At 26.9% G+C, this 22,792-nt stretch carries 16 protein-coding genes and 1 pseudogene; 6 read left to right on the top strand and 11 right to left on the bottom strand.

The features are described from left to right. Positions 1-41: 41 nt before the first annotated feature. Complete coding sequence (locus tag Q0V24_RS11415; RefSeq protein ID WP_297521580.1) at positions 42-3,275, top strand: DEAD/DEAH box helicase; 3,234 nt, start codon at positions 42-44, stop codon at positions 3,273-3,275. A 63-nt stretch (positions 3,276-3,338) separates the two neighbouring features. Here the strand turns inward: Q0V24_RS11415 and ilvA are convergent, their stop codons facing one another. Further along, positions 3,339-4,541 carry a threonine ammonia-lyase gene (gene ilvA, locus Q0V24_RS11410; protein WP_297521578.1) on the bottom strand — a complete coding sequence of 401 codons (1,203 nt, stop codon included), beginning with the start codon at positions 4,539-4,541 and terminating at the stop codon, positions 3,339-3,341. 259 nt (positions 4,542-4,800) lie between these two features. On the opposite strand from ilvA, the gene gshAB reads away from it, so the two are divergent. From gshAB to Q0V24_RS11395, 3 genes are all read left to right on the top strand, one after another. Further along, complete coding sequence (gene gshAB, locus Q0V24_RS11405) at positions 4,801-7,134, top strand: bifunctional glutamate--cysteine ligase GshA/glutathione synthetase GshB (protein WP_297521576.1); 2,334 nt, start codon at positions 4,801-4,803, stop codon at positions 7,132-7,134. Positions 7,135-7,196: 62 nt separating this feature from the next. Continuing rightward, entirely contained in the window at positions 7,197-8,093 is an 897-nt protein-coding gene (locus tag Q0V24_RS11400) for an exonuclease domain-containing protein (RefSeq protein WP_297521574.1), read from the top strand. 597 nt (positions 8,094-8,690) lie between these two features. Further along, positions 8,691-9,668: a tyrosine recombinase XerC gene (locus tag Q0V24_RS11395; protein WP_297521631.1), complete on the top strand. Its 978-nt coding sequence runs from the start codon at positions 8,691-8,693 to the stop codon at positions 9,666-9,668. Positions 9,669-9,699: 31 nt separating this feature from the next. On the opposite strand, the gene Q0V24_RS11390 is transcribed toward Q0V24_RS11395, so the two are convergent. Then, positions 9,700-10,080, bottom strand: coding sequence for a hypothetical protein (locus Q0V24_RS11390; RefSeq protein WP_297521572.1), 381 nt, complete (start codon positions 10,078-10,080; stop codon positions 9,700-9,702). Between the two features lie 81 nt (positions 10,081-10,161). Next, a complete protein-coding gene (locus Q0V24_RS11385) occupies positions 10,162-11,055 on the bottom strand; it encodes a hypothetical protein (protein WP_297521571.1) in 894 nt (297 codons plus the stop codon). A gap of 196 nt (positions 11,056-11,251) precedes the next feature. On the opposite strand from Q0V24_RS11385, the gene lexA reads away from it, so the two are divergent. After that, the gene (lexA, locus tag Q0V24_RS11380) at positions 11,252-11,863 is read left to right on the top strand and encodes a transcriptional repressor LexA (RefSeq protein WP_297521569.1); all 612 of its coding nucleotides are present in this window, start codon (positions 11,252-11,254) and stop codon (positions 11,861-11,863) included. 75 nt (positions 11,864-11,938) lie between these two features. On the opposite strand, the gene Q0V24_RS11375 is transcribed toward lexA, so the two are convergent. From Q0V24_RS11375 to mutS, 5 genes are all read right to left on the bottom strand, one after another. Then, positions 11,939-12,301 (bottom strand): YccF domain-containing protein, encoded by a 363-nt coding sequence (locus Q0V24_RS11375; protein WP_297521567.1) that lies wholly within the window; start codon positions 12,299-12,301, stop codon positions 11,939-11,941. A gap of 22 nt (positions 12,302-12,323) precedes the next feature. After that, entirely contained in the window at positions 12,324-13,604 is a 1,281-nt protein-coding gene (locus tag Q0V24_RS11370; RefSeq protein WP_297521566.1) for a methionine gamma-lyase family protein, read from the bottom strand. A 108-nt stretch (positions 13,605-13,712) separates the two neighbouring features. Continuing rightward, positions 13,713-14,642: a tRNA (adenosine(37)-N6)-dimethylallyltransferase MiaA gene (miaA, locus tag Q0V24_RS11365; RefSeq protein WP_297521565.1), complete on the bottom strand. Its 930-nt coding sequence runs from the start codon at positions 14,640-14,642 to the stop codon at positions 13,713-13,715. A gap of 14 nt (positions 14,643-14,656) precedes the next feature. Next, a complete protein-coding gene (gene mutL, locus Q0V24_RS11360; RefSeq protein WP_297521564.1) occupies positions 14,657-16,621 on the bottom strand; it encodes a DNA mismatch repair endonuclease MutL in 1,965 nt (654 codons plus the stop codon). Positions 16,622-16,638: 17 nt separating this feature from the next. Further along, positions 16,639-19,341, bottom strand: coding sequence for a DNA mismatch repair protein MutS (mutS, locus tag Q0V24_RS11355; protein ID WP_297521563.1), 2,703 nt, complete (start codon positions 19,339-19,341; stop codon positions 16,639-16,641). A 189-nt stretch (positions 19,342-19,530) separates the two neighbouring features. Here mutS and Q0V24_RS11350 point away from each other — a divergent pair, with 189 nt between their 5' ends. Then, positions 19,531-20,226, top strand: a complete 696-nt coding sequence (locus Q0V24_RS11350; protein WP_297521561.1) for a hypothetical protein — start codon at positions 19,531-19,533, stop codon at positions 20,224-20,226. A 71-nt stretch (positions 20,227-20,297) separates the two neighbouring features. Here the strand turns inward: Q0V24_RS11350 and Q0V24_RS11345 are convergent, their stop codons facing one another. From Q0V24_RS11345 to Q0V24_RS11335, 3 genes and pseudogenes are all read right to left on the bottom strand, one after another. Beyond that, a complete protein-coding gene (locus Q0V24_RS11345; protein ID WP_297521559.1) occupies positions 20,298-20,900 on the bottom strand; it encodes a Uma2 family endonuclease in 603 nt (200 codons plus the stop codon). A gap of 79 nt (positions 20,901-20,979) precedes the next feature. Next, complete coding sequence (miaB, locus tag Q0V24_RS11340) at positions 20,980-22,368, bottom strand: tRNA (N6-isopentenyl adenosine(37)-C2)-methylthiotransferase MiaB (protein WP_297521557.1); 1,389 nt, start codon at positions 22,366-22,368, stop codon at positions 20,980-20,982. Positions 22,369-22,585: 217 nt separating this feature from the next. Continuing rightward, positions 22,586-22,792 (bottom strand): annotated as a pseudogene (locus Q0V24_RS11335) (hypothetical protein); the annotation flags it as partial.

The raw sequence follows: 22,792 nt of genomic DNA, 5'->3' as shown, positions 1-22,792 counted from the left end.
TAAAATTAGTTTATAAAAAAGTAAAAGAATAGGAGTTTCAAGTGAAGAAAGAAGAATTAATAAAAATATTCAATAAAAGCATAACAGGAAAAAAACATATAGAAGCATTAAGAGTTTTAGAAAATGATTTAATTAGTGATTATAGCACTGAAAAAGATGAGTATATAGTTTTAATAAAGGCTAGTGTTATATCTGAGAATTTAATGAGTTCATATTCTTGTGCGCTAGAATTAGATAATATAAGTAAAGAGGTTATAGCATCACATTGCACATGTTCAGATTATGAGAAAAATGAATTTACTAAAAAAAATTATTGCTGCAAGCATTTAGTAGCAAGTTTTTATAATGATATAGATAATATATTAAAGACTTTTAAAAATGATAATAGCAAAGCAGAAACTGAGGAAAAGATAGCAATTACAAAGTCTAGTTATTTACCCCTACTATTAGATTTAAATGGGAAAGAAAAAATAAGTTTTGAAATTTATTTAGAAAAAGAACCTTGGAAAAATAGAATAAGGGCATTTCTAAAAATAGGGTCTAAATCTAATATGTATGTAATAAGAGATTTAGAGCAATTTTGGGTCCATTATATAAATAATATACCTCTTCATTTTGGAAAAAATTATATTTTCAATTTAAAAGAGCAAATATTCTCGAATCAAAGTAAAAATTTAATTTCTTTTCTTGATACAGTTTTTGAACTTAAGAAAAGAAATTTAGATTATATAGAGGGAAAATATTTATACATTCCAGATTTTTTACTTAAATCATTTTTTGAAGGAGTAAATAAACTACGAGTATATTTATGTAGTGGATTTTTTCAAAGAGAGGTTTTAGCTGATATAAGATTAGAAAATCCAACTATAAAACTAAATTTACAATTAGAAGAAGATGTTTTTAGGTTAATTTCAAGTGGAGATTTACCAAAGAGATTTACATATAAAAATGATGTGTTCCAAAGTGGGGCTAGTATCTATATTCCTACTAGTGAATTCTCACATAATATAGATAACCTTATAAATATATTTGATAAAACAAAAGATATAACATTTGATTTATTAGAAGAGGAGATAGTTATAACACAATTAATACCTTTTTTAAAGAAAGTATCAAATAATCTACAAATATCAAAAAATATATTAGATCTAATTATTGATGGAAAACCTACATTTGAATTTTATATAGATAGATTAGATGATGATATAGTTATGGATATTAACGTATGCTATTCAGAATTTAAATTCAACTTACTTTCAGATGATTTTAAAGGTAAATATATATTTAGAGATTCAATGAAAGAAAAAGAATTATTAGCATTATCAAATAGAATTGGATTTATATCAAAAGAAGATAAATTTTATTATAATAGTTCAGATGATAATTTATTTAAATTATTAAAATTTGAAATTTTAACTCTTCAAAAGTATGGTGAAGTTTTTTATTCAGATAGAGTTAAAAGTATAAAAAATATAAGCAGTTCTAATTACACATTAGATATTTCTAAAGGAAAAGAAAATTATTTTGATTTTAAATTTAATATTAAAGGCGTAGAAAGTTCGGAAATTCTAAGTATAATAAAAGCATTAAGAAATAAGGTTCTATATTATAAACTTAAAAATGGTGAGTTTTTAGATTTAGAAAATTTAGAACTTAAAAGATTATTGCTTCTTATAAATTCATGTGTTGAAAATGAATGTATTAAAGAAGGTGAATGTAGCCTTAGTACTAATAAATTAATGTATTTAGATAATTATATTATAGAAAATAATATAGACCTGAATACTGGTGGAGATGTTTTAGAAGAACTTAAAAGCAGGATGGAGAAGGCAGCGAGTATTAAGTATCTATTGCCAAATAAATTAACAGCAACACTTAGAGATTATCAATATGATGGCTTTAAATGGTTTAAAAAATTAGATTTCCTTGGATTATCAGGGATTTTAGCTGATGATATGGGACTTGGTAAGACATTGCAAACTATAGCATTTATAACATCTAAAATTGAGGAGAGAAAAAATATTAAGACACTTATAATAACTCCAACTTCTTTAGTTTATAATTGGCTTAGTGAATTTGGAAAGTTTACTACAGAAGATTTTTGTACATTAAATATAGGTTCTAAACTAGATAGAGAAAAAGATTTAACAGATTTTATGAATGATAAAGAAAAAAATATAATCATTACTACTTATGGTCTTATCAAAAGAGATTTAGAGTTATATAAAAAGATTAACTTTGATTATATTATTATAGATGAAGCTCAAAATATAAAAAATAGTAAATCTCAAATTACAAAATGTATAAAAGAATTAAAAGCTACTAATAGATTTGCATTAACAGGAACTCCGATTGAAAATACAACATTAGAACTTTGGTCTATATTTGATTTCTTGATGCCGGGGTATCTTGGGACAGAGAGCAATTTTAATACTAGGTTTAATAAAGGATTAACAGAAAATGATTATGTTTTAGAAGAATTAAATAGACTTATAAATCCATTTATTCTTAGAAGACTAAAAAAAGATGTTTTAGATGAATTACCAGATAAGATAATTAAAGAATTGTATATACCTTTAAATACTAAACAAAAGAAAGCTTATGGTATATACAGTAAATATGTTCAGAGTATCATGAATAAAGAAGATATAACAGATACAACAAGAACACAAGTAAATAGCATAGAAATGCTTTCTTATATAACTAAATTAAGACAGTTATGTTTAGATCCTAAAATAGTATTAGAAGATTATACTGGTGAGAGTAGTAAGATAGAAACATTATTAGAATTAATTGATGAAAAAATAAATAATGGTAGTAGGATATTGGTGTTTTCACAATTTACAACAGTATTAAAAAGTATAGGTGCAAAATTAAAGAATTTAGCTATAGAATTTAGCTATATAGATGGAAGTGTTAATATTAATAAACGTTGTGATCAAATTGAAAGATTTAATAATGAAGAGGCTAGTGTATTTTTAATAAGTACAAAAGCTGGTGGAACTGGTCTTAATCTTACAAGTGCAGATATAGTAATACATTTTGATCCTTGGTGGAATCCAGCAGTTGAGGATCAAGCAACAGATAGAGCTTATAGAATAGGGCAAACTAAAGCTGTTGAGGTTATAAAATTAATTGCAAAGGATACTATAGAAGAAAAAATAGTAAACCTACAAAATAGAAAAAGAGAATTAATTTCTAGAATCATCAAAGATGATAATAATGAGTTAGTATTTAAAGATTCATTTGATGATATATTAGAATTATTAAAATAAATTAAACAAAGGCAATCAATTAATAAATTGGTTGCCTTTGTGGCATTATATATTTAGGTGCATTTAATAAATTTGCTTTATCAAATATCCATTTTTAGCTAGTTCTCTTTTTATAACACTTATATGATCTAATCCGTTTGTTTCTACTGTTACTTCTAATGAAACATTTCTAAGGTGGTCAGTAGCTTTAAATTGGTTGTGTTCTAATTCTACAATATTAGCATTTAGTTTTGATAATATTGTAGTAACTTTTACTAGTTCACCAGGCATATGAGGAAGTTCCATTGAAAATGCAAATAATCTACCTTTAGATACAAGTCCTGTTTTAATTAAAGAAGACATTGTTATCATATCAATGTTGCCACCACTTATTATAGAAACAATCTTTTTACCTTTTACATTATTCAATTTTTTTAAGGCAGATAAAGATACAACTCCAGAAGGTTCAGCTATTAATTTGTGTTTTTCACTCAATAATACAAAATCTTCAACAATTTCTTTATCAGATACAGTTATTATTTCATCAACTAAATCCTTTACTATGGTAAATGTTAGATCGCCAGGTGTTTTAACCGCAATTCCATCAGCAATGGTTCTAACACTATCTAAAGTAGTAACCATACCATTAAGAATACTTTTTTTCATTGAACAAGCACCTTGTGCTTCAACACCAATTATTTTTATATTAGGATTATATTCTTTTAATACTAAAGCAATACCACTGATTAATCCACCACCACCAATAGGGCATAGTACAATATCAATATCTTTTAAATCTTCTATGAGTTCTAAAGCAATAGTTGCTTGTCCAAGTATTACATCTATATCATTAAATGGATGAATAAATTTAAGATTTTTTTCTTTTTCAAGTTCTTTAGCTTTTTTGTATGCATCATCATAAATATCACCATGAATTACAACATTTCCACCAAGTTCTTTAGTAGAATTAATTTTTAGAAGTGGTGTTGTTTTAGGCATTACAATTGTTGATTTAATATTATACAAAGAAGCTGCATAAGCTACACCTTGAGCATGATTTCCAGCAGATGAACAAATAACACCTCTTTTTCTATCCTCAACACTTAATGTTGAGATTTTATTAAGAGCACCACGCAGTTTATAAGCACCTGTTATTTGAAGATTCTCACATTTTATATAAACCTGATTTTCACATATTTCTGAAAAACTTTTACTATACATTAAAGGTGTTTTTATTATTTTATCATTTATTTTTTCACGGACCTTCTTAACTTTATCTAAATACAAGTAGATACCCCCCTTTGGTAAACTTTATTCATTATAAAAATTATATCAAAATAAGTTCCATTTTTTGTGAAATAGATTAAATTTAATAAAACCTTTGTTATTTATTAATTTATTAGTGCATATATTTAAAATTCAATTTAAATAAGATATAATATACTATCATAATATAAAAATTCAAAAGAAACTCAAATTTGTATGATAATTTAAAAGTAGTTTAAAATATATAGAATATAATATGAAATATAAGAGGTATAAAAATATGAATACTTTACAAGATAATATAAAAAATAAAATTAAAAATGAGAAGTTAAATAGATATTTAACTTTTTGTAACTTTGGTTTAGAAAAAGAAAATGTAAGAGTTAATAAAGATGGAAGTCTAGCACTTACAAAACATCCTAAGATATTTGGCGATAAAAAGAAAAACCCATATATAACAACAGACTTTTCAGAAAGTCAGGTAGAGATGGTAACACCACCATGTGATACTATAGATGAAGTTTACGACTTTATAGGTGCGCTTAATGATATTGTATCATTAGAGATAAAAGATGAACTATTATGGCCTCAAAGTAATCCACCAATTTTACCAGAAGAGAAGATAATACCAGTATCAGAGTTTGATGGTGCAGAAGAAGAACAGTATAGAGAACAACTTGCAAAAAAATATGGCAAGAAAAAACAACTTATGAGTGGAGTTCACTTTAATTTTTCTTTTAAAAATGAGTTTTTAGAATTATTATATCAAACAGAAAATAAGGGACAAAGTTTACAAGAATTTAAAAATGATCTATATTTAAATCTTTCAAGAAATTTCTTTAAGTATAGATGGTTATTAGTTTACTTAACAGGAGCAAGTCCTATTTTTCATGAAACATATGTAAGTTCATGTGTTAATTCAGCTAATAATTTAACTAAAGATAGTTTTTATTTTAATGATACTTATTCATTAAGAAATAGTGATTGTGGCTATAAGAATATAGTTGATTTCTTTGTTTCTTATAATTCAGTAGAAGAATATTCAAAAGATTTAGCGGTAGCTATAAATAAAGGATTGATTAGTTGTGAGAAAGAATACTATAGTCCAATAAGATTAAAGTCATCAGCTGGTAATGGAACAATTGAATCATTACAGAAAAAAGGTATTGAATATCTTGAAATAAGAATTTTAGATTTAGACCCATTAAGTGAATTTGGAGTTTCAAAAGACACATTAAAATTAATACATGCATTTTTAGTATATATGGCATTAACACCAAATAGTAATATGACAACAAAAGATTATAGTGAGTCAAACTACAATGATGAACTTATACATTCATATGGTAGAAAACGAAATATAAAAGTTTATGATTGTTGTGAGGAAATTTCATTTAAAAAAAGAAGTCTTTGCATATTAGGGAAAATAAAATCAGTATTAGATGAGGTTGGGATTTTAGATTCTGAATACACAAGGATTTTAGATTTAGCTATAGATAGAGTAAAAGATCCAGATAAGACAATAGCACATAAAATAGTAGAGAAAATCAAGGATAGTTCATATGTAGATTTTCATATAGAAAGAGCAGAAAAAGGATTAGCTTATAGTTCAGAAAATGAATTTGCATTAAGAGGTTTTGCAGATATGGAACTTTCAACACAAATACTTTTAAGAGATTCAATGAAAAGAGGTATTGCAGTTGAAATACTAGATAGATTTGAAAACTTTGTAGGGCTTAAAAAAGATGAGAAAACTGAATTTGTAAAACAGGCAACAAAAACATCAAAGGATACTTATATTACAGCATTACTTATGGAAAATAAAGAAGTTACTAAAACAATTTTAACTAAAAGTAACATAAGAGTTCCAAAGGGAGATGTATTTACTAATATTGATGTTGCAAAAGATAACTATGGATTAGTAAAAGGTACTCAGATTGTAATAAAACCTAAATCAACAAACTTTGGACTTGGAATTACTATATTCAAAAATAATTTTACTAAAGAAGATTTTGAGAGAGCTATAGATATAGCATTTTCAGAAGATAAATCAATTTTGATAGAAGAATTTGTACATGGAAAAGAATATAGATTCTTAGTGATTGATGATGAGGTTGTTGGAATACTACATAGAGTACCAGCTAATGTACTTGGTAATGGTAATTCAAATATAAGAGATTTAGTTATAGAAAAGAATAAAGATTATTTAAGAGGTAAAGGTTATGTTAAGCCACTAGAAAAAATTAAACTTGGAGAGAGTGAGGAAATGTTCTTACAATCTCAAGGCTTAGATTTTGAATATGTACCAAAAAGTGGAGAAGTTATTTATTTGAGAGAAAATTCAAATATAAGCACTGGTGGTGATAGTGTAGACTTTACAGATGAAATGCACATATCATACAAAGAAATTGCTAAAAAAGCTGCACTAGCGGCAAGTGCTAAAATTACAGGTATTGATATAATGATAAAAAATATATCAGAAGAGGCAAGTGAAGAAAATCATGCGATTATAGAAATGAATTTCAATCCTGCTATACACATACATTGTTTCCCTTATAAAGGTAAGAATAGATATGCAGGAGAAAAAGTGTTAGAATTATTATTTGAAGATTAAAACTTATAATACACAGTCTTAATTGACTGTGTATTTATTTTGGAAAGAAAAGAGGGATTTATATGGATTTTGTTTCTATAGATTTTGAAACAGCAAATGAAAAAAGAACAAGTGCATGTTCTATAGGAATAACAGTAGTTAAAAATAATATGGTGGTAGAAAAATTTCAAAGATTAATAAAACCACGAGATAATAAATTTAAACCTATGAATATATGGATACATGGAATAACCGAAGAAGATGTAGAGCAGGAGTTAGAGTTTAGAGCTATTTGGCCTCAAATAAAAAAATATATAGAAAATAATTTAGTAATAGCACATAATGCTTATTTTGATATTGATGTTTTAATATCAACACTTGGAGAATCAGGAATCTTATTAAAAAACTGTAGTTATTTATGTACTGTGGATATATCTAAACGAGTGTATGAAGGACTTCCTGATAATAAACTTTCTACACTTGGAGAAATGCTAAAATTAGATTTTACACATCATAGAGCAGATGATGATTCTATGATAGCTGCAAAAATATTTATTGATGTATGTGAGTATTTAAAAATAGAAAAATTTTCAGACATTAAAAACAAATTAGGAATAATGCCAGGATTAGTATTTGATAACAATAATTCAGTTCCAGTTAAATATGACATAAAAATCATAAAAAAACACGTTTCTCTAATTGAGAATGAGAATCTAACAACAAAATTTTTTGAAAATAAAACATTAGTTTTTACTGGTCAATTAAAATCTATGTCTAGAGCTAAGGCAACTTCAAAAGTTAATTTTTTAGGAGGTAAGGTTTCTAGCACTGTAAATGCTAAAACAGATATATTAGTAACTAACTTATCTCTAAATCAAGAATTTTTAACATCTAAGCTTAGAAATGCTAAAAGGTTAATTGCATCTGGATTAGAATTAATTATATTAACTGAAGAAGAATTTTTAGAATATATAAAATGATTTAAAAATAAAATTACGTAATACAAAAACATGTAATACTATAAGTGTTACATGTTTTTGTATTATAGGGAGTTATATAAGAAAAATGAGTTAAATAGAGAATAACTCATTTTTCTTATTAGTTCGTTTTTAAATAACTTCGTGAAATATACATTTCACGAAGTTATTTATATATGTAAAAAAGTAACCTTAAATAGCTAAAATACTATATTTAGATAGTTCGTTATGATATAATATTAATAACATAACGAACTGGGGGATTTTATGACTAAAATAAATAGATTTGCTAATTATAACTATATAAAAGAGATTCAAATAATTTTAGATGAAACAAACTTTACTGAAAAACAATCAAAAAGATTCGAAGAAATACTAATCGATTTTAAGAAAAAACAAATTTCAAGAAATTATGAAAGTATATTATCTGATGTATTCATTCTTTTTGAAATCGAAAATTTCACTACAGTCGATTTATCAAATGTTTATAATATTTCAGTTAGAAGTATTCAAAAATGGATAAAAGAACTAAACCTAAAACAACTTAAAACTAAAGTAAAGAAAAATATACCGACAATAAAAGTGGTAAGAACTAAAAAAATGATTTTTAATGAATTGCCAGAAGAAATGGATGATTTTCTTAATTACTTAGAAAATATAAAAGGCAAATCTAAAAATACAGTAATAGCTTATAAATCTGATTTAAGATTATTCTTTCAATTTTTAAAACTTCATTTTAAGTTGATAGAAATTAAAGATATTTCAGAGTTTCAAAACATTGATATTTCAGATGTAGATATAGATGTTATAAATAAAATAAAATTAAGGGATTTATATGCTTTTTTAAATTTTGTAGATAAAGAACGAAATAATAGTTCATATGCAAAAGCGCGTAAAGTTGCTACACTAAAATCTTTCTTTAAATTTTTACATTCAAAATTAAAGGTTATAAAAAATAATCCAGCTGATGAACTTGAGAGTCCTAAAATTGAAAAAAGACTTCCAATATATTTAGATTTAAATGAAAGTTTAGATTTTTTGAATACTTTAGATAAAAATTCTAAACATTATAATCGAGATTATTGTATAATAACACTCTTTTTAAATTGTGGACTTAGACTTTCTGAACTTTGTAATATTCAAACTGACAAAATACATAAGGATACACTATTAGTTATCGGAAAGGGAAATAAAGAGAGAACTGTTTATTTAAATGACTCTTGCATTAGAGCTATTGATGATTATATTCTAGTTAGAGATTTAACTAAAGTTTCACTAATAGATAAGAAATATTTATTTATATCACAGCAGAATAAACCTTTAAATAAAAGAACTGTAGAACTTTTAGTGAAAAAACATGTTAAGAATTCAGATATACAATCTAAAAAAATAACACCACATAAGCTTAGGCATACAGCTGCAACCTTGATGTATAAGTATGGAGAAGTTGATATAAGGGCATTGCAATCAATTCTTGGACATGAAAATGTATCAACAACTCAAATCTATACCCACGTTGATGATGAACAACTTAGAAAAGCGGCTAACTCAAATCCTCTTTCAAAAATAAAAAAATAAGAGTTTGGATATATATCCAAACTCTTATTTTTTACCATTCATCTGTATCGTTATCTACTTCTTCTTCACTATCTTTTTTCTTTAAAGCTCTAACACCTGGGAATATTTCTTGAGTTGATCCATCTAAATCATACTCCTCTATTCCATCTAAATCAGCTAAGTAAACTATATTTTCAAAGGCATCTACATACTCTTCTTCTGTATCGCCAAGTAAGTCTTTTAAAGCTTTTTCGTATTCTTGATATTTTGAACTATCAACATTAATTTCTTCAACATCACTAGTTATTTCATCGTTTAAAAATTCACTTTCTAACTGATCTGTAGCTATAGCATCTATAGTTATCGCTCTACTAGATAAATCACTAGTATCTATATATTCATTTAAGTCTTCTACTTTTGAATCTCTACTCATCTTATCAAACCACCTTTTTTATAATTGGGTTTATTTCTGTGAAATATCTATTATAACAAAAAAACAATATTTATAAAAGGTTTATTTTATTTTCAATTCTAATTCTTTGATTTTTAGCTCTAATTCTCTTTTGTCTAATTCAAATTCTCTTCTAAGTAAACTTTCATTTTCTATAATTTTTTTTGAAAGTTCTTCTTCAAAGTTAGATTTTAATGTTGTAATTTCAGTTAAATATTCTCTTTTAATTGACTCTATAAGGGCTTGTAATGCTTTTATATCTATATTTTTTGTATTAATTAAGTCTTTATATTCATTAATATTAAGTGTTAAGTTTGATACTTTCACTTCTAATAAATTATTTTCACTTGTTATATCAGTTAGTTTTTTTGATAAATCTGTAATACTTTTATCTTTAAGTTTAAAAGTTTCTTTAAGTAAACTAAGCTCTTCATTTTTTGATTTATATTCATCAAGTTCACCTTCTAATTTGATAACTAAATCATAATTTCTATTAGAAAGTTGTGAAAGTATATTTTTAGCACTTTCTAGTTCTTCGATTTTCTTTTCTTTATCAGATAATTCTAATTTAGAATTTTTATTTGAAGTTTTTAACTCTATAAAATCCTCTTTAGTGCTATCAAGTTTGGCTTTTAATATAGTTAAAGCTTCATCTTTAGCATCAAGTTTCTTTAAAAATCCCTCTTTTGCTCTATCTTCAGCATCAGAACTTAGTTGTAATGAAGTGACAAATAATCTGCTTATTTTATTAATATAATCTTGAAAACTCTCTATTTCAAGTTCTCTTCCAACTAATACTGATTTAGATTCTTCAGTTTCATAAATATTCACAAGTGCTTCGAGGCATTGTGATTGGTTACCAAATTCATTTGAAGCTATATCTTTGAATTTAGCAAATGTGCCCTCATCAACTCTAAACGATTTAACTTTTAATTCTTTATTTTCAACTTTAGCCATAAAAACTCCTTTTTATGTATTACTTTTTGTATAATATGTAATGTAATACTTATTATTAATATTATATTTCACAATTTAATTATTAGCAATAACTAATAAATTTAAACATAATAGTCAAATTTAAAACCGAACATAGGTTTGATATATAATATTTATTATGTTATAATGTTCACAATAATACGAAGAGGTGTATGATATGACAGAACCAATTAGTCAAAAGCAAACGGAAATTTATAATTTTTTAAAATCATATGTAGAAGATAAATCATTTCCACCATCAGTAAGAGAAATCTGTGTTGCTGTTTCACTAAAATCAACATCAACAGTTCATGGACATTTAAAAACATTAGAAAAAAAGGGTTATATTAATAGAGAGAGCACTAAAACTAGAGCTTTAGAAATAATAGAATTCACTGAAAGAAAAAAAGAATTACTTGATATTCCTATAGTTGGTAAAGTTACTGCTGGGCAACCAATACTTGCGGTTGAAAATATAGAAGATACTTTTCAGATTCCATTAAACTATGTGAAAAGTACAAATAAAGATTTATTCATTTTAAGAGTATCTGGCGACAGTATGATTGAAGCTGGAATACACGATGGAGATCTTGCTATAATAGAGAAAACTAATGTAGCTGAAAATGGGGATATAATAGTTGCTCTTATTGATAGTGAAGCTACTATCAAAAGATTTTTCAAAGAAAAAAACTATTACAGATTACAACCAGAAAATTCAACAATGGATCCAATTATAGTTACTGAATGTTCTGTACTTGGAAAACTTGCTGGCCTTTATAGAGAATATTAAGAGAAAACATGGGGTGCAAAATATCCCATGTTTTTTTGTGCAAAAAAGCTCTAGCAAATGCTAGAGCTTTTTAAATCAATGTACTTCTTTTCCAAATGGCATTAAAGATAACTTTGCAAGCTTAAATGATTGCAATCCAAACGGTATACCTATTATTGTTATACATAGAATAATACCACTTACTAGATTTGCAAATGCAAGACCAAGTCCACCAAAAATTAACCACAAGACATTCAATAGAAAACTTGTTGAACCATCATCAATAGTTACAACTTCTTTTCCAAATGGGAAAAATTGAAGGCCTGCAAGTTTAAAGCATTGAAGCCCTACAGGAATACCTACTATAGTTATACACCATAATAAACCTATTCCAAGCCAACCAAGCCCCTGCCAAAAGCCACCAAAAATAAACCAAAGAATATTACCAATAAAATTCATAACAATCTCCTTTCTTTAAGGACTAAAGAATATTATTTAAAGCGATTAAAACACCTATTTTAGCATGATCAAATGTTAAACCACCTTGTAAATATGCTATGAAAGGTTCTCTAATTGGTGCATCAGCAGATAATTCTATTGAAGAACCTTGAATGAATGCCCCAGCAGCCATTATAACTTCATCTTCATAACCAGGCATTGCCCATGGCTCACATTCAACGAATGAATCTATAGGTGACCCTTTTTGAATTCCCTTACAGAATTTAATTAATTTCTCTCTATCATTAAACTTTATAGCCTGAATTATATCACTTCTTCTATCATTATATTTAGGAAGAACCTCAAATCCAGCAAGTTCCATTATTCTAGAACAGAATATAGCTCCTTTTACTGCTTCCATAGCTACATGAGGAGCTATGAATAATCCTTGATAGAATTCTCTCATAATATTAAAAGTAGCACCACATTCTCCACCAATTCCAGGAGTTGTAAGTCTATATGAAGCCTGATCAACATATTCAGCTTTACCTACTATATATCCACCAGTCTGAGCTATTCCACCACCTATATTTTTTATAAGTGATCCAGCCATTAAATCTGCACCAACTTCTGTAGGTTCTTTGATATCTAAGAATTCACCATAACAGTTATCTACAAATACTATTACATCTGGATTTACTGATTTAAATTCCTTAATAGCCTCTTCTAACTCTTCAACTAAAAATGCATTTCTCCATCCATAACCAGTAGATCTTTGCATATGTACAAGTTTTATAGATTTGTCCTCTGTTAAAACTTTTTTAACAGCTTCGATATCTATCTTGTGATTTTCAGTTAAATCTACTTGCTTATATGAAACACCGTATTCTTTAAGCGAACCAACTCTCTCATTTTTGTTAATACCAATTAAAGTATGTAAAGTATCATATGGACTTCCAGTAGATGCAAGTATAGTATCTCCTGGTCTTAAATTTCCAAATAAAGCTGCTCCTATAGCATGAGTACCACTAACAAAGTGAGGTCTTACAAGCGCTTTTTCACATTTAAATATTTCAGCATATACAAGATCTAAAGTATCTCTACCTGTATCCCCATATCCATATCCTGTTGAGTTTGTAAAATGAGTATCTGAAACTCTATTATTTTGAAAAGCATTTAAAACTTTCACTTGATTATACTCTCGTATATCATCATAAATTTTAAAACTTTCGATTACATCATTCATTGCTCTATCATATAAATCAACTGTTTCATCTTTAAGATTATAAGTTGATTTTAATAAGTTAATAGTCTCCTTTAACAAAAGAAACACCCCCGAAAAATATTATTTTAATTCTTTATTAATATTATCATAGCCAATAAAAATAGGCAAACTTGTAGAAAGTTTACCTATTTTAGGTTAATTAGAAAATTAATCATTTATTTCATTAATAATCTTATTAATTATTTCATTTTCATTATTAAATAAATCTTTATCTATAAAGACAGTTCTTGGGTCTTTTTTAAACCATGTAAGTTGTCTTTTGGCATAGTTTCTGCTTCCCTGTTTAACCATCTCAATAGCAGTTTCAAGTTCAATATTTCCATTGATATAAGCTAGAATCTCTTTATAACCTATACCTTTCATTGATTGATTATCTGATGTAAATCCTATATCAGAAAGCATCTTAACCTCTTCAATAAGCCCTTTATCCATCATTATATCAACTCTTCTATTAATTCTCTCATAAAGCTTTTCACGAGCCATATTAAGAGCATAATAGTAAACATCATAATCACATTTATAAATGCTATTTTCTTCTTTAAATGCGCTAAAAGGCTTTCCACTTTGTTTGTATACTTCTAAAGCTCTAATAACTCTTTTAACATTGTTAGGATGTATAGAGTTATAACTATCTATATCAATTTCTTTTAATAATGAGTGTATATAGTCATTACCTTTTTCTAAAGCTAACTCTTCAAGTTCTCTTCTATAAGTTTCATCTTTCTCACCCTCTGCAAAATTCATAGTACATACTACAGAGTTTATATATAACCCTGTACCACCAGCAAGAATAGGAAGTTTCCCTCTTCTATGTATATCCTCTATAGCTTCTTTTGCTAGTTTTTGAAATTCTGAAACACTAAATTCATTACTTGGGTCTATAAAATCTATTAAATGATGTGGAACTCCATCCATTTCTTCTATAGATATTTTAGCTGACCCTATATCCATCTTTTTATATATTTGCATAGAATCAGTAGATATGATCTCTCCATTGAGTCTTTTAGCAAGTTGTATAGAGATATCTGTCTTACCAACAGCAGTAGGTCCTGCTATAACTAATATTTTATTATTCATTTGTTGTATTCTCCTTAGACTATTCTTTTAAACATCTTATCCATTTCATAGCTAGTAAATTTAATAATTGTAGGTCTTCCATGAGGACAATGGAAAGGGTCATCTAAAAATCTTATATCATATAGTAATTGTTTCATCTCACTATCTGATAATATATCATTAGCCTTTACAGCTGCCTTACATGCAAGAGTTGCTATTCTATTATACTTTACTTCTACTGTTTTCCCACTACCAAGATTTTTAAGGTTATCTAATATTAATAAAAAGAATCCTTTTGCATCAAGTTTCCCAAGGAAATAGGGTACTTCACTAAGTTTTATAGAACTCATACCAAAACTTTCTACTTTAAATCCTGAATTTTCAAAGATATCTTTATTCTCTTCATAGTATCCATAATCATTTAAAGATAATTCTATAACTAAAGGAACCATTAACGGTTGAATCAATAAGTCATTTCTTTCTATAGATTTAAGATACTTCTCAAATAAAAACTTCTCATGCGCGGCATGTTGGTCTACAAGATATAAAGTCCCTTCTTTTTGAGCTATTATATAAGTTTTATTATATTGACCTATAATATCTAGCACTGGAAATTTAGGTGTACTTGCATCTTCTTTTGTGTAAGTATCAGTACTCTCATTAACATACTCACCAGAACTATTTAATTCATATGTTAGATTTGCTCTATCTACTTCTAAACCATTAGAAAATTCAGAAGTATTTATATGCTCAGTTGCATTAAAATCTTCCTTAGGTGCATCCTCAGAGATATTACTACTATATACAAAAGGCACTATAGAGTCATTAGCATTTATGCTAACAGGAACATCTACAGGTACTCTTTCTTTATATAAACTTTCTGTGTTTTTAAGTTTAAGCTCCATAGCATTTAACTCTTCTAATCTTTTTTCAAATGAAAATTGCTCACTCTCAAGTTCTTTTGCTCTAGTATCTTCTAAGAAATCATTTCCACCATTGAATTCATCTCTTATATCCTTACTTAATACATCATGTATTCCTTTAAAAACAGTAGAAAAAACTTCTCTATCATTTCTAAATTTAATTTCTGATTTAGTAGGATGAACATTTACATCTATAAACTCTGGGTATACATCTATAAATAAAACAAAGAAAGGATACTTATCACCAGTGTTAAATGATTTATACGCATTCTCTACTGCAACAGAGATAGTTCTATTCTTTATATATCTTTTATTAACAAAGACAGTTTGATTATTTCTAGATTTTCTAGCAAGAGTATCTTTACCTATATATCCATGAATAGTTACTGTATCAGTAGCATATTCAAAATAAAGAACTTCATCTGCTGTGTTCTTACCATATAGACTTCTTATAGAATCCAGAAGATTTCCTGTACCATAAGTATGAACTACTTGTTTACTATTATTAAAAAGCTTAAATGATATATCAGGATGAGCTAGTGCTATTCTACTTACAATATCATTTATAGTAGCCCCCTCTCTAGAAGAGGATTTTAAAAACTTCTTTCTAGCTGGAACATTAAAGAACAAATCTCTAACTTCTATAACAGTACCATTATTAACTCCAACTTCATTATCTATAGTAAAAGTACCACCATCAACATTAACTTCCCAACCTGTTTCTTCCATAGCAGTCTTAGACTTCATATTAACTTTAGATATAGCAGCAATAGATGGAAGAGCTTCCCCTCTAAAACCAAGAGTATCTATTCTAAAAATATCATCAACATTTTGAATTTTTGATGTAGCATGAGGTAAAAAGGCTTTTTTAACATCTTCATTAAAAATACCAACACCATCATCTATTATTTTTATAAGAGAAGTTCCACCCTCTTCAATTTCAATAGTAATGTTTTTGCTACCTGCATCTATTGAGTTCTCTACTAATTCTTTCACAACAGAAGAGGGTCTTTCAACAACCTCTCCTGCTGCAATTTGATTAGATGTATGTTGATCTAATACATTAATTCTTCCCAAATTAAACCCTCCTTAAATTACTTTATCTTTTTAGCATCACCATATAATTTATAAAGTATATTCATAGCATCCATCATATTAATAGATGTAAGATCTATATCTTTAATTTCATTGATGATATTATCTTTCTCTATCTGATCAAAACCAAGTTGTAAATTAAAAGCTTCTTGAACAGTTTCTTCTTTTTTAGCTTTCTTTACTTCAACTTTAGGTTTTTCAATAACTTTCTCAACAATCTCTTCAACTTCAATTACTTTTGTACTAACAACTTCTTCTTGTGGTACTTTATAAACTACAGTTGGTTCATTAACAACATTAATCTGTATAGAGTGATCTTCTAAACCAAATAATATTTCTTTTGCTCTTAATATAACATCTTGTGGTATACCAGCAAGTTTTGCAACCTCAACTCCATAAGATTGATCTGCTCCACCCTCTACAATTTTTCTAAGGAATATTATATTATCATCAATCTCTTTAACAGAAACAGAATAATTTTTAACACCCTTTATAATACCCTCAAGTTTTGTAAGCTCATGGTAGTGAGTTGCAAATAAAGTCTTACAACCTATCTTATTTGAAATATGCTCTATAACAGACCAAGCAATACTAAGTCCATCATAAGTAGAAGTACCTCTTCCAACTTCATCTAATAAAACTAAACTATTAGATGTAGCATTTTTAAGAATATTAGAAACTTCCCACATCTCAACCATAAATGTAGATTTACCACCAGCAAGATCATCAGATGCACCAATTCTAGTGAATACTTTATCACATATAGATATATCAGCACTTGTAGCAGGTACAAAAGAACCAATCTGAGCCATGATAGTAATAAGTGCTACCTGTCTCATATAAGTTGATTTACCAGCCATATTAGGTCCTGTAATTAAAAGCATTTGATTATCTTTAGTATCTAAATCTGTATTATTAGAAATAAATTCACCCTTATTAATTACTTTCTCTACAACAGGGTGTCTACCCTCTACTATATTAATAAAACCTTTATTATTTATAGTAGGCTTTATATAATTATTTTCAATTGCAATAAGTGCAAAGGTTGAAAGAACATCAAGTTCACCAACAAGCTTTGCAGCTTTTTGAAGTCGTAGTATTTCAAGTTCAACCTTATCTCTAACATCAATGAACAAATCATATTCTAAAGAAGCAAGTTTCTCTTCTGCTCCAAGTATCTGTTCTTCCATCTCTTTAAGTTCTTGAGTTATAAATCTTTCAGCATTTGAAAGAGTTTGTTTTCTTACATATCTACCTTCTGGTATAGAATCATAATTTGATTTAGATATTTCTATATAATATCCAAATACTCTATTAAAACCAACTTTTAAAGATTTAATACCAGTAAATTCTCTTTCTCTAGCTTCTACATCTGCAATCCACTGCTTACCATTAGTTTTTGCTTCTCTTAGTGACTTAACTTCATCATGATAAGAAGTTTTTATTATGTTACCCTCTTTTATTGAAATAGCAGGTTCTTCTAATATAGCCTCTTCTAAAAGGGTTTTTATATCGTCTAAAACATCTAATGCTGAATGATAGCCTTTTAAAGCATTAGACTCACATTTAGATAGGAAATCTTTTACCATAGGCAGTTTATCTAAAGATATTCTAAGTGAGTTTAAATCCTTACCATTTACATTCTGAGTAGATATTTTACCAACTATTCTCTCTATATCATAAATACTCTTTAAAACATCTCTTAAATCTTCATTAAAATATACATTTCCTGTAAGTTCTTCAACTGCTTCAAGTCTAGTTTCAATTCTCTTTTTAACTATAAGAGGCTCTTCAATCCATTTTCTAAGAGTTCTTCCACCCATAGCTGTTGCAGATTTATCCATAACCCATATAAGGCTACCTCTTTTTGACTTCTCTTTTAAATTTTCAACAAGTTCTAAATTTCGTCTAGAGTTACTATCTATACTCATATAGTTAACAACATAATAAATATCTAATGTATTAATATTAGATAAATTCATTTTTTGAGTATCATATATATAACTAAGTAAAACACTAGATGATACAATACCAGCCGCATCTAGTTCTTCCATATCTATATTTTTAAATGTACTTACTAAATCATTTTTATCACAAGCAAAATCTATATAATTCTTCTTTGTAATAAGAGCAAGTGTTGCTATCTCTATCTGTTTTAAATCTTCATCAGAGATATTTGAATCAACAATAACTTCTTTTGGCGATATTTTAGATAATTCATCAAGCATAATAGATATATTATTATCAAATGATGTAACCTTAAACTCTCCTGTAGATATATCAGAAGAGGCTATTGATATAGCATCTTTCCCTATAAAGACTGTTGATATATATGTATTTTTGTACTCTGAACCATTCTCATCAGAAAATGTTCCAGGAGTTATAACCTTAACAACATCTCTTTTAACTATTCCCTTAGCTTTTGCAGGGTCTTCTATTTGCTCGCATATAGCAACCTTAAAACCTTTTGCTATAAGTCTTGATATATAAGTTTTTGCTGCATGATATGGAACACCACACATAGCTGCCTTCTCATCAAGCCCACATTCTCTACCTGTTAAAACAAGCTCAAGTTCTCTTGATACTACCTTTGCATCATCAAAGAACATTTCATAAAAATCACCTAATCTATAAAATAAGATACAATCGTTGTATCTATCCTTAACCTCAAAATATTGGACCATCATAGGAGTTAAAGCCATTAAAATCCGCCTCCATTCTATTTTCTTTACTAATAATTTATTTTACACTAAATAAAATCTAATTTCTATGTAAATGCAAAATTTGATGTATTATAAAAGAACTTTTATAAGTTACAATAAAAAATATTAACTTACTTTTAAATAAAGTCTTATCTTAGAAAGAATATTTTATACTAGTTCTAAAAGGAGTTGATTACTATTTTTTCACTAGAGCCACAATATCCTAGAAAACAAACTAAAGCTACAGTACTTAAAAATAATTTTGGTATTATATTTATGCTGATTATATTAATTCCATCAATACTAACATCACTAAAATTATTAGGTACTACATACTTTGGAGAAAAGATAAATGGAAAAATTGTTCACTATGAAATAGTTAAAGAATATTCAAGTAAAGGTGGAGAATCTACATACTACATACCTATTATTAGTGTCACAAATTCAGATGAGGTTATAGAGATTCCTATATATAGTGCTAAAGCACAAAAAATGGCAAATTATATAGGGGATGAGGTGAGTATTAGATATTCAAATGATAGTATTGTAATTGACAATGAGTTTTATAAAAGGTCTCATCTAAGCGATATAATGAGTTCAATAATGATGCTTGGAATTATTGGATTAACAAAAATATTATTCAGTAATTCAATAGACAAATATAATTTAAAAAACAGGAAATTAATTTCATTATATCTATTCCCAGCTTTTATTCTAGGAATATTAGGTTTGTGTAATTCACTATATTTCCAAAATAAACTACTAACTATTAACCCACCAGTTATAGCTATGATATTCTTTCCAACAATAGGTATAAGTGCATTTATCTATTCTATAGTTTGCCTTATAAAAGAATATTTCAAAATAAAATCATTAAAAAAATAAAAAAAGCAACATTAACATTTATTATCGTTAATGTTGCTTTTAACTATTAATTTCTATATAAATTAATCTTTTTAATATTTTAAATCATAAAATATATCTTCAAGATTAAATTCCAAGCCTTCATATACAAGTGATTTATAAGTATCTTTTATATTATAAATTGCATTTATCTCATAATATTCATTACTTTTTAGCTCAAGTTGTTCTATTTTTCCATCTTGATAAACTAAACAATACTCTTTAACCCCACATTCTGCATAGGCTTTTCTTTTGTATAAAGTATCATGGTTAGCATTCCCTTGTGATACAACTTCAAATACAAGACTTGGGATACCAATAAGAGATTGACCTTTTCTATTAAAATCATCTTTTCCCTCTTCTTTGCACATTACAAAGACATCTGGCTTGAAGTTATATTTTCTATTTGACTTATCCATAATAATTTCTATGGCTTCTGAAAATGTTTCGCATGGTATTTTTCTAAAATATCTATCTGTTTCTATTAAAAGTCTTTTTATAATTAAATTATGGTTTATTGAAGTATTTGAAGATAATAGTATAGTACCATTAGCATATTCAACTTTACCATTATGAGTTTTTTCTAAATTTTTATATGCCTCTAAATTTCCATCAACAAGAAATTCAAGTTCATAATCTCTATCTAAATTAGACATTAAAGTACCTCCTATAGATTATTCTTTAAATAAATTATACTTTAATATCTTATTCTTGTCTTTAACTATTATAAGTATACTACTGTATTAAACTTCCAAATAAAGAGAATGATTTAGCCTCTTCAATTTTTATTTTAACTAAACTTCCTATTAAATATTTATCTCCTTTAAAGTTAACAAGTTTACCTTCTCTTGTTCTTCCACTTAGGTTCTCATCATTGTTTTTACTTAAATCTTCTACTAATATTTCAACCTCTTCATTTAAGTATGATTGATTTATAGTTTTTGAGTGTTTGTTTATAGCCTCAATTACTCTATTAAACCTATCATGTTTTATATCCTCTGGGATTTGATTTTCCATTTTATCAGCAGGTGTATTATTTCTTCTAGAATATATAAAAGTAAATGATGAATCATACTTAACTTCATTAACTAAAGCTAGGGTATCCTTAAAATCCTCTTCAGTTTCACCAGGGAATCCAATAATCAAATCAGTAGTTATTCCTATCCTTGGGATTTCTTTTTTTATGTTATTTATAATATCTAAATACTGTTCTCTTGTATAATGTCTATTCATAGCTTTTAAAATGCCATTAGAGCCACTTTGAACTGGCAGATGTATTTGCTCACAAATTTTATCACAATCTCTTATAGCGCGTATAACATCCATAGAAATATCCTTTGGGTGTGAAGTCATAAACTTTAATCTCTCAAGTCCATTAATTTCATTTAACCTTCTAAGAAGCCTAGCAAAATCTATATCCTCTTCAAGTCCCTTACCATATGAATTAACATTTTGCCCAAGTAAAGTAACTTCTTTATAACCCTGACTAACAAGTTTAATAATGTCATTTGCTATATCATCAGACTTTCGACTTCGCTCTCTTCCTCTAACATACGGAACTATACAGTAAGTACAAAAATTATTACATCCATACATAATAGTAACAAAAGCCTTAACTAAACTTTTTCTTTCAATAGGAATACCCTCTATAATACCCTCTTCTTTATCTACAATCTCTTTTATACTTGTCCCATGTTGTAATACCCTATTTAAATACTCAGGAAACTTATGTGCATTATGAGTTCCAAAAATTATATCAATAAAAGGAAACTTTTGAAGTATCTTATCAGCACTATCCTTTTGCTGCATCATACAACCACAAATAGCAATAACCAAACTTGGATTCTTAACCTTCAACCTTTTAAGCTCTCCAAGATTACCTACAACCTTATTCTCTGCATTCTCTCTAATACAACAAGTATTAAAAATAATTATATCGGCCTCTTCCTTTATACTTGTACTACTATAATTTAGAATCTTTAGCATACCAGCAAGTTTTTCAGAATCCTCTTCATTCATTTGGCATCCCCATGTTTCAATAAAGAAGTATTTAGTATCAATTTTTATATTTTTTTCATTAATTAAACATTCTATTTTTTTATTTTCTTTAAACTTTAAATTCATATAATATACCTCACCATAACTTTTAAATTTATATATTAATATGCATTTTTAAAATTAAAGATTACATTTAATTTATCATATATAGTTTTTTCACTAACTTTTAAAACTGCTTGAATCTCTGATACACTCATTCCTTCTTTTATTTCATTCACCACTTTAACCACATTTACCTATTTTTAGTTTATATAATAAATTCTATAAAGTAGTGAAAAAACCTTTATTTTATAGCTTTATACACTTTATAACTTGTTAAAAAATTAATAGAATCTAATGCTCTAATTGTATGAAAACTTACTTCACCGACTTTATAATCAGTTATTGGAGTAATTATTACATCATATAAATGTATTTTACCTTGTTTACAATTATCTATAAATTCAAAATATTCATCATTATAACTTTCAAAGATTTTTATATTAAGTTT

Origin of the sequence: uncultured Clostridium sp., from assembly GCF_947039605.1 — a bacterium.
Classification (GTDB): domain Bacteria; phylum Bacillota; class Clostridia; order Clostridiales; family Clostridiaceae; genus Sarcina.
The sequence above is the reverse complement of the archived record's forward strand: the minus strand, read 5'-3'. Positions and strand labels throughout refer to the sequence as shown.

What these genes read in the sequence shown, in the direction of transcription:
- Q0V24_RS11345 (WP_297521559.1), bottom strand. Translation starts at nt 20,900, where the DNA reads ATGTCTAATTTAGATAGAGATTATGAACTTGAATTTCTTGTTGATGGA.
- lexA (WP_297521569.1), top strand. Translation starts at nt 11,252, where the DNA reads ATGACAGAACCAATTAGTCAAAAGCAAACGGAAATTTATAATTTTTTA.
- Q0V24_RS11400 (WP_297521574.1), top strand. Translation starts at nt 7,197, where the DNA reads ATGGATTTTGTTTCTATAGATTTTGAAACAGCAAATGAAAAAAGAACA.
- Q0V24_RS11390 (WP_297521572.1), bottom strand. Translation starts at nt 10,080, where the DNA reads ATGAGTAGAGATTCAAAAGTAGAAGACTTAAATGAATATATAGATACT.
- Q0V24_RS11385 (WP_297521571.1), bottom strand. Translation starts at nt 11,055, where the DNA reads ATGGCTAAAGTTGAAAATAAAGAATTAAAAGTTAAATCGTTTAGAGTT.
- Q0V24_RS11375 (WP_297521567.1), bottom strand. Translation starts at nt 12,301, where the DNA reads ATGAATTTTATTGGTAATATTCTTTGGTTTATTTTTGGTGGCTTTTGG.
- Q0V24_RS11395 (WP_297521631.1), top strand. Translation starts at nt 8,691, where the DNA reads ATGATTTTTAATGAATTGCCAGAAGAAATGGATGATTTTCTTAATTAC.
- gshAB (WP_297521576.1), top strand. Translation starts at nt 4,801, where the DNA reads ATGAATACTTTACAAGATAATATAAAAAATAAAATTAAAAATGAGAAG.
- mutS (WP_297521563.1), bottom strand. Translation starts at nt 19,341, where the DNA reads ATGGCTTTAACTCCTATGATGGTCCAATATTTTGAGGTTAAGGATAGA.
- miaA (WP_297521565.1), bottom strand. Translation starts at nt 14,642, where the DNA reads ATGAATAATAAAATATTAGTTATAGCAGGACCTACTGCTGTTGGTAAG.
- miaB (WP_297521557.1), bottom strand. Translation starts at nt 22,368, where the DNA reads ATGAATTTAAAGTTTAAAGAAAATAAAAAAATAGAATGTTTAATTAAT.